Below are 12,204 nucleotides of genomic sequence, written 5' to 3'. Positions count from 1 at the left end.
TCCGATACCGACCCCGATAGCCGGAGCAAAAGCGGACACAAAATGTGCTGAGTAGATACCGGAATCCTTCCATTTGGACACCGAAAACCTTCAACCCCCTTCATCATGAAAGACCGATACAACAAACTCCATCCCATTTCCTGGGACCAATTGCATCGAGATTCCAAACTCCTGGCCTGGCGACTGCTGGACCTGGGTCCGTGGCAGGGCATCGTGGCCATCACCCGGGGTGGACTGGTGCCCGCGGCGGTCATTGCCAGGGAACTGGAGATCCGGGTCATCGATACGGTCTGCGTGTCCAGCTACGCATGGCAGGACCAGGGCCAGTGCTCCGTGCTGAAGCGCTTCCAGCCGCTGGCTCCGGACGTTGCGGCCAAGACCCTGATCATCGACGATCTGGTGGACACCGGGCGCACGGCCAAGATCGTTCGGGAGATGCTGCCCGAGGCCCATTTCGCCACGGTCTACGCCAAGCCGGCCGGGCGGCCCATGGTGGACACCTTCATCACCGAGGTCAGTCAGGATACCTGGATTCTTTTTCCCTGGGACTCCGAAGCCCGGTTCGTGGAGCCATTGGCGGATCAGCGGGGGAAATGATCCAAAATGTCGCGGGCACTTTGGCGGCAATGAAAAATCGCGACAACCCTCATAAAACCTTAACCGAAAGTCTGGAGGATGCGAGTATGAAGCGAGGCGTGTTTGGGATGGTGACGGCGGCTTTGGTGGCCCTGGCCCTGCTGGTGGGGCCTGGTGCCGTGGCGGCCAAGGAGATCAAGGCCGGGTTCATCTATGTTTCGCCGGTGGGTGACGCGGGCTGGTCCAAGGCTCATGACGACGGCCGGATGGCCATTGAGGCCCTGGACGGGGTGGAGACCACCTTTGTGGAGTCCGTGTCCGAAGGTCCGGATTCCGAGCGGGTGCTGACGCAAATGGCCCGACGGGGGCACAACCTGATTTTCGCCACCAGCTTCGGGTTCATGGATTCCGTGATCAAGGTCGCGGCCCAGCATCCGGACGTGGTGTTCATGCACTGTTCCGGATACAAGCAGGCCGAGAATGTGGGCACCTACTTCGGGCGGATGTATCAGCCGCGCTATCTCGCCGGCATGGTGGCCGGGTCCATGACCAAGTCCAACATTCTGGGATACGTGGCCGCGTTCCCCATTCCCGAGGTCATCCGCGGGATCAACGCTTTCACCCTGGGCGCCCAGGCCGTGAATCCGGACGTCCAGGTTCGCGTGGTCTGGAGTTCCACCTGGTATGATCCGGCTCTGGAGAAGGAAGCGGCCAACAGCCTGCTGGACGTGGGCGCGGACGTGATCGCCATGCATCAGGATTCTCCCGGTCCTCAGGTTGCGGCAGAAGAACGGGGTGTTTACTCCGTGGGCTACAACACGGATATGAGCGTCTTCGCGCCCAAGGCCCATCTGACCGCCCCGGTCTGGAACTGGGCCGAAGTCTACAAGGCCGTTGTCCAACAGGTCCAGGACGGAACCTGGACCAGCGAGTCTATTTGGTGGGGATTGGATCACGGCCTGGTGGACCTGGCGCCCTTCGGTCCCATGGTGCCCCAGGACGTTCAGGACAAGGTCCTGGCCAAGAAGGAAGAAATCCGCTCCGGCGCCACGGATGTCTTTGTCGGTCCGGTACTGGATCAGCAGGGCGAGGTCCGGATCGCCGAAGGCGTTCAGGCCACGGACGAGGAAATGCTGTCCATGGATTGGTTTGTGCGCGGAGTCGTGGGTTCCACCCAGTAGGGCAACGCGGTTGAACCTCATGTATCGCCATCCGCATCGCCACACGCACTGGTTGCCGGCATGCGTCTGATTCGCGTCGTTAAAAGGACCGAACCCCTGGGATGGGGTTCGGTCCTTGTTTTTTGCGCGGCCCTGGCGTTGTCCCTGGCCCTGGCCTGCGCGGCCCTGGCCGTCCAGGGCGTGGCTCCCCTGCGTGCCCTGGCCCTGCTCTGGGAGGGCGGTTTCGGCAGCGTCTGGTCCCTGGAAGACTCCCTGCGCAAGGCCATTCCCATCTACCTGTGCGCGCTGGGGGTTTCTTTCACCTTCCGGATGCAGATATGGAACATCGGGGCCGAGGGCCAGTTCGCCCTGGGGGCCATCGGGGCGGCCTGGGCCGTGCTGACCTTTCCCCATCTGCCCGCCCCGGTGCTGCTGCCGTTGATGATGCTTTGCGCCGGAACGGCCGGAGCCTTGTGGGCCCTGATTCCGGCCCTGACCAAGGTCCGGCTGGGGGTCAACGAGATCATCTCCACCCTGATGCTCAATTACATCGGGATTTTGTTTTTGAACTATCTGGTCTACGGGCCCTGGAAAGATCCGGCGGGCCGAAACTTTCCCATGACCATGGAATACCCGGCCGCGGCCCAGCTCGGGATGCTCGGCGGGACGCGGCTGCACTGGGGCCTGGTGCTCTGCGTGGTGCTCAGCGGTCTGGCCTGGCTGTTCCTGAACAAGACCCGGCTGGGCTATGAGATCCGGGCCAGCGGCGAGAGCCTGGCCGCGGCCCGCTACGCCTTCATGCCCTACGGGTTTCTTGTCTTCCTGGTCATGGGCATCTGCGGGATGATGGCCGGCTGGGCCGGGTTCGTGGAGACCTCGGCCGTGGCCCACCGCCTGCAGCCCAGCATCCTGGTGGGATATGGGTACACGGCCATCGTGGTGGCCTGGGTGGCCCGGCTGAAGATCTGGCCCATGGCCCTGGCCGCGTTCCTGCTGGCCGGGCTGCGGGTGGGCGTGGAAGTCTTGCAGTTGGAGCTGAGGGTTCCGGCGGCCTTTGGTCACATTCTGGAAGGCTTGGTGCTGCTTACCGTGCTGGCCGGGCAGTTTTTTCACCACTACCGGTTGCGGCTGAACCTGCCCGGCGAGGCCGTCGGCAAGGGAGGGAGGAGTCATGCCCATTGAACTGCTCATTCCGCTGCTGGCCGCTGCCGTGCAGTCCGGGACCCCGATTCTTTACGCCACCCTGGGCGAGATGATCACGGAGAGGTCCGGGGTGCTCAATCTGGGCGTGGAAGGGATGATGATGGTCGGGGCGTTGTCCGCGTTCTGGATCAGCCTGACCACGGGCAGCCCGTGGCTGGGATTCCTGATGGGCGGACTCTGCGCCTCGATGCTGGCCGCGGTGCATGCCCTGGTCTGCCTGGGCTTTCAGGGCAACCAGGTGGTTTCCGGGCTGGCTCTGACCATTTTCGGCGTCGGTCTGGCCAACTACCTGGGCACGCCGCTGGTGGGAACCCAGGGAATCGGCTTTTCCAAGGTTTCCCTGCCCGTGCTGGCGGACATTCCGGTGCTGGGGCCGATCCTGTTTTCCCATGACGTGCTGGTTTACCTGTCCTTCGGCCTGCCGGTGCTGATCTGGGCCTTTTTCCGGCATACCCGGCTGGGCCTGCACCTGCGTTCCGTGGGGGAGAACCCCGTGGCCGCGGCCACGGCCGGGCTGAACGTGGTCGGCCTGCGCTGGCTGGGGGTGACCCTGGGCGGCTTTCTGGTGGGCCTTGGCGGAGCGTACCTCTCCCTGGCCTATATCCATCTCTGGACCAACGGGCTGACCGCGGGCCGGGGCTGGATCGCCGTGGCCCTGGTCATCTTTTCCTTCTGGCGCCCGGGCCGGGCCGTGTTCGGGGCCTATCTCTTCGGCGGGGTGATGGCCTTTCAGCTCCGCTTGCAGGCCATGGGCACGGACATCCCCTCCTCGATTCTGATGATGCTCCCCTACGCCCTGACCATCCTGGTGCTCATCGCCTCGACCATGACCGGTCGCGGCGGCGAGGCGCCCGCGGCCTTGGGCGTGAACATGGAACCCGAAGAGTAGCAGTCCGTTGAAAAACTCCCAATAGGAATCGGAATCGGGATCGGGATCGGGATCGAAAACGCTGGGATGCGTTCTCAACTCTTCCTGTTTCGATACCGTAACGATACCGACCCCCGATTGCCGGAACAAGAGCGGTCGCAAAACGTGCTGAGCAAATACGATTTTTTTTTGCTCCTTGCACTTGGGGTTTTTGAACGAACTGCAGGATAAGGACTTCTTCATCCCAGGATTAGCGCATGAACCAGGTTGACTCATCTCTTGGCGCACTGTCCGACGTGGCGCTCGATCCGCCTTCCGATTCGGCGGCCGGTCCTTTATCCGACGTCCCCTTGATCCGCCTGGAAGGGCTTTCCAAGTCCTTCGGCCCGGTGCGGGCCAACCACGACATCAGCTTCGAGATCCGGCCCGGTCGGATTCTGGCCCTGCTGGGCGAAAACGGGGCCGGGAAGAGCACTTTGATGAGCATGCTGGCCGGACGGCTCAAGCCGGACGCCGGGCGGATATTTCTGCGCGGCGAAGAGATGTGCTTTGATTCGTCCAAGGATTCCATCGCCGCGGGGATCGGCATGGTCTATCAGAACTTCATGCTGGTGAACCGGATGACCGTGGCCGAGAACGTGCTCCTGGGCCAGGAGAGGCGGTTCTGGATCTCTCCCAAGGCCATGGAGCGCGAAGTGGGCGAGCTGACCCGGCGTTTCAACCTGCCCATTGATCCGGGGGCCGGGATCTGGGAACTGTCCATGGGCGAGCGGCAGCTGGTGGAGATTCTCAAGCTGCTCTACCGGCAAAGCCAGGTCCTGATCTTCGACGAACCCACCGCGGTGTTGACCCCGGTGGAAATCGCCCACTTGTTCGAAGCCCTGGGGAACATGGCCAAGCAGGGCAAGTCGATCATCTTCATCAGCCACAAGCTGGAGGAGGTCATCGCCGTGGCCGACGAGGTGGCCGTGCTGCGCCGCGGCGAACTGATGGGGCACTGGGACGCGAAGGAAATCCAGTCCAAGGAAGAGTTGGCCAATCGGATGATCGGGCGCACGGTGTCCCTGGACATCGACAAACCATGCTGCACGCCCGGAGAACCCGTTCTGCGGGTCGAACATCTCACCGGCCCGCGCCTGGACGACGTCAGCCTGGTGGTCCGCCAAGGCGAGATCATGGCCCTGGTGGGGGTGGCCGGCAACGGCCAGAAGGAACTGGTGGAAACCGTGGCCGGACTGCGGCCGCCGGGAGCCGGGCGGGTGGAGATTCTGGGCGCGGACTGGAAGTCCTTTTTCGCCAATCCTTCGTGGAAGGAGTCCTTGAGCTACATTCCCGAGGATCGTCTGGGAGTGGCCGTGTGCCGGGAAATGACCATCACGGACAACTTTTTGCTGACCACCCGCCAGGGCTTTTGCCGGGGCCCCTGGCTGCGCCGCAAGTTGGCCCGGGAAACCGTGGCCGAAAAGGTCGCGGAATTCAACGTCCAACCGGGACGTCCGGACATGCTCGCCGGCCGGCTGTCCGGCGGCAACCTCCAAAAGTTGGTCTTGGCCCGGGAATTTTTCCGCGCTTCCCGGCTGATCGTGGCCGAACAGCCCACCCAGGGCCTGGACATCTCCTCCACCGAAGAGGTCTGGCAACAACTGCTCCAGGCCCGCGAACACGCCGGAATCCTCCTGGTCACCGGAGACCTGCGCGAAGCCGTAACCCTGGCCGACCGGATCGCCGTGATCTTCAGGGGCAAAATCATGGACGACTTCCCGGTGGACGACCAGGAACGGATGAAGCGCATCGGCTTGTTGATGGCCGGTTCGACGTAGTTTGCGTGTTGATCGTGCGCGGACGAAGAGAGGCATAGCAGTCCGTTGAAAAACTCCCAATTGCAGCAACGCAGCCAGCGGGGATTTTCAACAACCTGTTCGGGTCTTGCTGGAGTCGTGGGTCGTTTCGCGCATCGAGGCTTCGATCTCAAGAAGACGCTTTGCCAGCATCACGGCCTCTTCCTTGGTCGTGAACTCTCCCGCGTCCTGGGCTTCTTGCAGCTGCTTGAGGGTTCGGCCCAGGGCCGGGCCGGGCGGCAGGCCCAGGGCCTGGAGGTCGTGGCCGTTGATCAGGGGGGGGGCGCTGAAGGTGGTCCTGGTCTGCTCCAAGTATTCTCGGATCAGGGCGACGCCTCGGGTTTCCTGGGTTTGATGGTCCGAGAGGGAACTGGCGGGGCCGAGGGTGGCGCGGATGTCGGCGAGGCAGAGCAGGACAGCGGGGATCATATCCGGTCCGAGGCGGCGCATCCAGCGCAGCCGGGCCTTGAGCTTGGCTTCCGGGCGCAGCAGCACGCCTACGTGCAGGTGGTTGTGGATCAAGCCGACGACATATTTGCTCTCCGCGGATGACAGCCGCAGCCGGGCGGCAATGGATTCGGCCATGGCCGCGCCCAAGGCGTCATGGCCGTAAAAGGTAATCCGCTCCGTGTTCTCTTTCGTGGTCCGGCGGCCTTTGGTTCCGGGCTTGCCGATGTCGTGCAGCAAGACGGCCAGTTTCAGCCAGGGCAGCCGCCAGCCCTTCAACGCGGTGAGGATCGGCTCCTCAAGCTCGCCGAATACGGCGTTGAGTTCCGCGATCAGGACTTCACATTGATCCACAGCAGCCAGGGAGTGCTCGAACACGTCCAGATGGTGGAAATGGTTCTGGCCGCAGCCGCGCATCTCCCTCAGTTCCGGGAACAGAACGTCCAACACTGCGGCCCGGTCCATTTCCGCTAACAGCCGACCGCCTTCCGGACATTCCAGAATCAGCCGCAGTTCGGATCGAATCCGTTCCCAGGAAATTTTGGTTAGGCCGTGGGCGTGTCGCGCCATGTCGTCCAGGGTGGCCGGTTCGATGATCCAGCCCCGTTGCGCGCGCAGCCGGAATCCGCGCAGGATGCGCAGCGGATCTTCGACCAGGCTGCGCGGCCCCGTGCGGCGGATCAGGCCTTGGAGAGCATCCAGACGGCCCGAGTGCGGATCAAGCAGTTGCCGTTGCCAGGCAGGACTTTCGGGGGGGATTCCGTGGTTGCTTTTGAGGGCGTCGCCTATCGGGGAAGCCAGGGCATCCGGAAGCAGGCCGAGAGGCAGAGCCATGGCGTTGACTGTAAAGTCCCGACGAGCCAAGTCTTCAAGGATGTCCCGACCGTGAATTTCCGTGACATCCAGAAAGACCGAGCCGGACTCGGTTCCGTGCTGGTCGGCATCGCGCGGAACCACTCGAAAACTCGGAGGATAGTGGCCCCGACCCAGAGGAACAAAGCTGGCCTCCAGAGACCTTGCCAGCCCGAGAGCGACGTTTTCAGCGTCGCGGCAGGCCAGGTCCATGTCCTTCAGGGGGCGGCCCAGGAGCAGGTCGCGAACTCCGCCGCCTACGAGAAATACTCCGTCCAAGGGCAGCGAGGCGTGTTGCAGGCCGCTCAGGAGGCGATGGAGCGACGGGTGGGGAGCGGGGGAGAAAGCTGTGTGGGACATGGCCGCGTTACCGCTACCACGTCCCGGAATGGGCGGTAAAGCTGAAACTCGACTTTCCGCTGTTTAGAGCTTCTGACAACTGTGTTTGATGTTCTCGCCCTTATCGATGAAAATGGCGTTCTCCGAGATGTTCACGGCCAGGTCGGCCACGCGTTCGAAGCAGTGGGAGGCCAGCATGGCGTGCACTGAGCTTTCCGCGGAAGGGGTGTCGCTGATCATGTGGTCGATGAGTTTACGCAGGATCAGCACGTCCAGTTCGTCCACTTCTTCATCCGAAACGCAGACATAGCGGGCCATTTTTTCATCATGGCCGTGAAAGGCCTTGATGGCGTTCTTGTACATGTCCAGACTGACCTCGGCGATGCGCCCCAGCATGTCCGCGCTGGGCAGGGGCGGCCGGTTGGTCAGGAGAATGGCTCGTTCCGCGATGTTCACGGCCTCATCCCCAACCCGTTCGATGTTCCTGGCGATCCAGTTGCCGCCGATGATGAAGCGCAGGTCCCTGGCCACGGGCTGGGAAAGAGCGAGCATTTGGAGCGCCATCTCGTTGATCTGGCACTCCAGTTGATTGATTATCTTGTCCTCGTCGATCACTTCCTCGGCAATAACAATGTCACGATCGGTGAGCGCCCGGATGGCCTTTTCCAGGCTTTCCTGGGTCGCGGCGGCCATGACCAGAATGTGATCATGCATTCGTTGCAGTTCTTGATGGAAAGGGAGTCGGGTTTGCATAACTGTGGTCTCCGGGGATAGCTGGGGCTGTCGCGGTTCAGCGCTGGCAGCTGGCCTTGATGTTGACGCCTTGGGTGATGAAGATGACGGATTCGGCGATGTTCGTGGACAGGTCGGCGATGCGTTTCAAGGAACGGGCGATGAAGATGGAGTGGACGCAGCGTTCGATGGTCGGGGCTTCGTGGACCATGTAGTCGATCAGGGCCTTGATGGCTTTGACGCTGTCGGTGGAGGCCTTTTCGTCCATCCGGCAGATTTCCACGGCCAGATCGGGATTGTCGTTCAGATAGGCGGAAATGGCTCCGGAAAGCATCTCCATGGCCGTACGGCCGAGGTTTTCCATGGCTGGAAAATAGGGCAGGGGAGGGCGACTGCTCAAAAAGAGCGAGCGCCTGGCGATGTTGTAGGATTCGTCTCCAACCCGTTCCAGGTCGAGCCCGATGTTCAAGGTCCCGACGATGTATCGCAGGTCTTTGGCCATGGGGTGGTCCAGGGCCAGCAGCCTCAGGGCGCTCTGATCCACTTCCAATTCCAGCAGGTTGATCTGCTCGTCCCCGGCCATGATTTCCTTGGCCAAGCCGGTGTCGCGTTCGAAATATCCGCGCTGGGCCTTTTCCAGGGCCTTTTCGCAAAGGGCCGCCATGTTCGTGGCCGAGGTCTTGAGTTCATCAAGACGTTTGAGGAAAAAACTGGTCATGAATGTCTCCGAAATACGGTTTATCGCTGAAAACGGTAGCCAACCCCGCGAATGGTTTCCACCCACTCGGCGTAGGGACCGAGTTTTTGCCGCAGTCGGCGGATGTGGGTGTCCACGGTTCTGGAATAGCCGCTGAACTGGTAGCCCCAGACATTGTTCAGGAGCTGATCGCGGTTGAGCACCTTGCCTTCGTTGTGGATCAGCTCCGCGAGCAGTTTGAACTCCGTGGCGGTGAGATCCGTGTCCGTGCCGTCCACGTAAACGCGGTGCCCGTCTTCCTCGATGCGCAACCCTTCGCGTTCCCAAAGCCCCCCGTTCGGCGCGGCGTCGTGCCTTCCTCGCCGTAGCACGGCCTTGACCCGCAGGACGAGCTCCCTCGGGCTGAACGGCTTGGTGACGTAATCGTCGGCCCCCAGTTCCAACCCCACGACTTTGTCCACTTCCTCGCCCTTGGCCGTGAGCATGATCACGGCCACCCCGCTGGTGGAGCGGTCCCGCTTCAGTTCCCTGCAGACCTCGAAACCGTCCAGGCCGGGCAGCATCAGGTCGAGCAAGACCAGGTCCGGCTGGTGGTGGCGGGCCATTTGCAGAGCCTCCGTGCCGCTGGCCGTCGAGAAAATGTCATATCCCGCGGACCGAAGGTGGTATTCCAACAGGTTGAGGATATCCGCTTCATCTTCGACAATGAGGATTTTTTCCTGGCTCATGTGCATGGTCCTTGACTTCGGGCGACAGTGAATTGAGGGATTCTAGCGGACCTCGGTGACGAGAGTGTTGAGGTTTTGTTACAATTGGGTGAAGCATGCAGCCATGCCGGACCTTTTTTTATTTTTGACGGGTTCGGGGAAAGGAGTCAACTCGCGCCCCACCTATTCGTGATTTGGTCACTAAGGGCGAAAGCATGAGAAATTGTTGCGAAATGCTCCGCCGGGAGGTAGTGTCGCATCAGCAAGTCGTCTTGGGTTTTTACTTGAAATCCGCTGCTCCGAATCTGAAAAAGGGCCCGCTCGGGCTCATACGGTATAACGATGGCAACTACTCAGCACAGAGAAATTCTGTTGCCGGGGTCGGAATCGGAATCGGGATCGAAAACGCTGGGAAGCGTTCTAAATTCTTCCTGTTTCGATTCCGATACCGACCCCGATACCGATTGCCGGAGCAAGAGCGGACTCTAAATGTACTGAGTAGTTACTAACGATGAACATAACTGGAGGGGAGGCTTCATGAAACACCTTTTTTCCCTCACCGCCCTGGTGGTGTTGCTCCTGATGGTCCCCAGGGTTGGCATGGCTGAAGAGCTTCCTCCGGATCTGGAAGCGTATATCCGCGGCTTTAGTCAGGATTACTTTAAGATCACCAGCTCGATATTCGTCTCTTTCACTTCGCAAACCGGCGTCACCCAGGGCGGGTTCGTCTTTGTCGACGAAGCCGGGGACGACTTCAAGATGGATGTGGTCAAGGCGCCGCTGCGATACTACTTTTCGCCGCCGGAAAGCCGGACTCGACCTTTCCTGAAATTCTCCTACGGCTACGCGCGAACGTCCACCTCCTATCCATCGTCGTCCTTATATCCTGAAGACCGGGACATCAGGGATCGTGATCGCAGCCGAACCCACAGCATCAGTCTGACTCCGGGCGTGAAATGGGAATATATGCCGGGTTTCTTCATCGAACCCACCATCGGTTTCGCGTACAGTCACATCGAATACAAGTACGACTACAATACCCGCTTCATGCGGGAACTGGTAACGCATTATCCCTCTCTGGACCGCGACCTTTTCAACACGACCGTTGATCTGTACTCCGTCAGCCCCGGTCTTCGCCACGAAATCGAATACCCTCTGGGGCCGGGGATTTTGGGATTTGATCTGCAGTACGCCTACTCGTACTCCAAGCCCTGGCGGTCAAAGAGCAGGTTTGCCGACTTTACCGTCCACAGCGGCTTTCTGGGAACCACTCTCGATTATGAGCTTCCCACCGGCCTGACCCTTTGGGACAAGGATTTGGCGGTCAAACCGTTTCTGGCTCGGACGGATTTATTCGCGGACTTCAGGGAAGGGATGGAGATGAACCATTTTTACGAATTCGGCCTGGGGTTTATCCTCGACGTGGGCGACTTCGGCAATCTGTTTTCCCGCATATCCCTGAGCGGATCGTATATCAACGGAGAGGGCCTGCGCGGTTGGAAGTTCGGCCTTAATTTTATTTGACCCACCGAGCTTGCTGGTCCTGAGAAGCTGGGTGGGGGGGCGAATGCGCCGCGGCGCGCTTGGTTGCTCATGGGGTGGACTTTTGCTATTCTTATCGACTTTTAGTTTGTTCAATCTTACGGCACGTCAAGGAGATGATCATGGCCCGCAAACCCGCTGTTGAGCCGCAGGACGCCCGCCGGGAGGCGTTGCAGACCGCGCTGACGACGATAGAACGCAAATACGGCCAGGGCTCGGTAATGCGTCTGTCCGACGACGCCCATCAGGCCATTGAGGCCATTCCCTCCGGCTCCATCGGCCTGGATTTGGCTCTGGGCATCGGCGGGATTCCCCGTGGCCGGGTGACTGAAATTTACGGACCCGAATCCTCGGGCAAGACCACCCTGGCTCTGCACATGATCGCCGAGGCCCAGAAGCTGGGCGGGGTGTGCGCGTTCATCGACGCGGAGCACGCCCTGGACGTAACCTATGCCCGGCGGTTGGGGGTCAAGACCGACGAACTGCTGATCTCCCAGCCGGACTACGGCGAACAGGCCCTGGACATCGCGGACATGCTGGTCCGCTCCGGCGGAGTGGATTTGATCGTCATCGACTCCGTGGCGGCGTTGATTCCTCAGTCCGAGCTGGAAGGCAACATGGGCGAGACCCAGGTCGGCTCCCAGGCCCGGCTGATGTCCCATGCCCTGCGCAAGCTCACCGCGACCATCCACAAGTCCAAGACCTCGGTTCTGTTCATCAACCAGATCCGGATGAAGATCGGGGTGGTGGGCTACGGCAGCCCGGAAACCACTCCCGGCGGCAACGCCTTGAAGTTTTACGCCTCGATCCGCCTGGACATCCGCCGCATCCAGACCATCAAGGACAAGGACGAGTCCGTGGGCATCAAGGCCCGGGTCAAGGTGGTCAAGAACAAGGTGGCTCCGCCGTTTCGGGAGGCCGTGTTCGACATCATGTACGGCACGGGCATTTCCCGGGAAGGGGAGATCCTGGAGTTGGGCGTGGAGCACAAGATCGTGGACAAGAGCGGGTCCTGGTTCTCCTTCGGCTCGGAGCGTCTGGGGCAGGGCTACGAGAACGTCCGGGCCTTCCTGCAGGAAAATCAGGATTTGCGCCAATCCATTGAAGACCAGCTTTTGCGTCATCTGGGCATGACTGAAGGAGCCGACGTGCCGGATATTCCGGCAGAGCAGGACGCCCCGGAAGCCGCTTAACAGTCCGTTGAAAAATTCCCAATTGCTGCGTCACTGCAAAAAGTTCAAAC

General features: G+C 61.0%; 11 protein-coding genes. 7 read left to right on the top strand and 4 right to left on the bottom strand.

Features of this window, described 5'->3' with window-relative positions; all coding sequences use genetic code 11:
- Window positions 1-105 precede the first annotated feature (105 nt).
- From gpt to DESLA_RS0107480, 5 genes are all read left to right on the top strand, one after another.
- On the top strand, window positions 106-597 hold the full coding sequence (gene gpt, locus DESLA_RS0107500) for a xanthine phosphoribosyltransferase (RefSeq protein WP_028571973.1): 492 nt from the start codon (window positions 106-108) through the stop codon (window positions 595-597).
- 86 nt (window positions 598-683) lie between these two features.
- Window positions 684-1,757 (top strand): BMP family ABC transporter substrate-binding protein, encoded by a 1,074-nt coding sequence (locus DESLA_RS0107495; RefSeq protein WP_028571972.1) that lies wholly within the window; start codon window positions 684-686, stop codon window positions 1,755-1,757.
- A 60-nt stretch (window positions 1,758-1,817) separates the two neighbouring features.
- A complete protein-coding gene (locus DESLA_RS0107490) occupies window positions 1,818-2,918 on the top strand; it encodes an ABC transporter permease (RefSeq protein WP_028571971.1) in 1,101 nt (366 codons plus the stop codon).
- Window positions 2,908-3,828: an ABC transporter permease gene (locus DESLA_RS0107485; protein WP_028571970.1), complete on the top strand. Its 921-nt coding sequence runs from the start codon at window positions 2,908-2,910 to the stop codon at window positions 3,826-3,828. The genes DESLA_RS0107490 and DESLA_RS0107485 overlap by 11 nt, the downstream gene beginning before the upstream one ends.
- Window positions 3,829-4,064: 236 nt before the next feature.
- Window positions 4,065-5,627, top strand: coding sequence for an ABC transporter ATP-binding protein (locus tag DESLA_RS0107480; protein ID WP_084031953.1), 1,563 nt, complete (start codon window positions 4,065-4,067; stop codon window positions 5,625-5,627).
- 87 nt (window positions 5,628-5,714) lie between these two features.
- Here DESLA_RS0107480 and DESLA_RS0107475 read toward each other — a convergent pair whose 3' ends face one another.
- The 4 genes from DESLA_RS0107475 to DESLA_RS0107460 form a co-directional block, all read right to left on the bottom strand.
- Window positions 5,715-7,304, bottom strand: coding sequence for a CCA tRNA nucleotidyltransferase (locus DESLA_RS0107475; protein WP_028571968.1), 1,590 nt, complete (start codon window positions 7,302-7,304; stop codon window positions 5,715-5,717).
- A 63-nt stretch (window positions 7,305-7,367) separates the two neighbouring features.
- Complete coding sequence (gene phoU, locus DESLA_RS0107470) at window positions 7,368-8,036, bottom strand: phosphate signaling complex protein PhoU (RefSeq protein ID WP_028571967.1); 669 nt, start codon at window positions 8,034-8,036, stop codon at window positions 7,368-7,370.
- Window positions 8,037-8,073: 37 nt separating this feature from the next.
- Entirely contained in the window at window positions 8,074-8,733 is a 660-nt protein-coding gene (gene phoU / locus DESLA_RS0107465; RefSeq protein WP_028571966.1) for a phosphate signaling complex protein PhoU, read from the bottom strand.
- 20 nt (window positions 8,734-8,753) lie between these two features.
- Window positions 8,754-9,440: a response regulator gene (locus DESLA_RS0107460; RefSeq protein WP_028571965.1), complete on the bottom strand. Its 687-nt coding sequence runs from the start codon at window positions 9,438-9,440 to the stop codon at window positions 8,754-8,756.
- Between the two features lie 516 nt (window positions 9,441-9,956).
- Between DESLA_RS0107460 and DESLA_RS0107455 the strand changes: the two genes are divergently transcribed.
- Window positions 9,957-10,943, top strand: coding sequence for a Solitary outer membrane autotransporter beta-barrel domain (locus DESLA_RS0107455; protein ID WP_028571964.1), 987 nt, complete (start codon window positions 9,957-9,959; stop codon window positions 10,941-10,943).
- 140 nt (window positions 10,944-11,083) lie between these two features.
- On the top strand, window positions 11,084-12,154 hold the full coding sequence (gene recA, locus DESLA_RS0107450; RefSeq protein WP_028571963.1) for a recombinase RecA: 1,071 nt from the start codon (window positions 11,084-11,086) through the stop codon (window positions 12,152-12,154).
- The last annotated feature ends 50 nt before the right edge of the window (window positions 12,155-12,204 follow it).

The sequence above is a fragment of the Desulfonatronum lacustre DSM 10312 genome (assembly GCF_000519265.1).
Taxonomy (GTDB): domain Bacteria; phylum Desulfobacterota; class Desulfovibrionia; order Desulfovibrionales; family Desulfonatronaceae; genus Desulfonatronum; species Desulfonatronum lacustre.
Note: the sequence above shows the minus strand (reverse complement) of the source record. Positions and strands in the feature narration are given on the sequence as shown.

What these genes read in the sequence shown, in the direction of transcription:
- DESLA_RS0107485 (WP_028571970.1), top strand. Translation starts at nt 2,908, where the DNA reads ATGCCCATTGAACTGCTCATTCCGCTGCTGGCCGCTGCCGTGCAGTCC.
- recA (WP_028571963.1), top strand. Translation starts at nt 11,084, where the DNA reads ATGGCCCGCAAACCCGCTGTTGAGCCGCAGGACGCCCGCCGGGAGGCG.
- DESLA_RS0107495 (WP_028571972.1), top strand. Translation starts at nt 684, where the DNA reads ATGAAGCGAGGCGTGTTTGGGATGGTGACGGCGGCTTTGGTGGCCCTG.
- DESLA_RS0107490 (WP_028571971.1), top strand. Translation starts at nt 1,818, where the DNA reads ATGCGTCTGATTCGCGTCGTTAAAAGGACCGAACCCCTGGGATGGGGT.
- DESLA_RS0107475 (WP_028571968.1), bottom strand. Translation starts at nt 7,304, where the DNA reads ATGTCCCACACAGCTTTCTCCCCCGCTCCCCACCCGTCGCTCCATCGC.
- DESLA_RS0107455 (WP_028571964.1), top strand. Translation starts at nt 9,957, where the DNA reads ATGAAACACCTTTTTTCCCTCACCGCCCTGGTGGTGTTGCTCCTGATG.
- DESLA_RS0107460 (WP_028571965.1), bottom strand. Translation starts at nt 9,440, where the DNA reads ATGAGCCAGGAAAAAATCCTCATTGTCGAAGATGAAGCGGATATCCTC.
- phoU (WP_028571966.1), bottom strand. Translation starts at nt 8,733, where the DNA reads ATGACCAGTTTTTTCCTCAAACGTCTTGATGAACTCAAGACCTCGGCC.
- DESLA_RS0107480 (WP_084031953.1), top strand. Translation starts at nt 4,065, where the DNA reads ATGAACCAGGTTGACTCATCTCTTGGCGCACTGTCCGACGTGGCGCTC.
- phoU (WP_028571967.1), bottom strand. Translation starts at nt 8,036, where the DNA reads ATGCAAACCCGACTCCCTTTCCATCAAGAACTGCAACGAATGCATGAT.
- gpt (WP_028571973.1), top strand. Translation starts at nt 106, where the DNA reads ATGAAAGACCGATACAACAAACTCCATCCCATTTCCTGGGACCAATTG.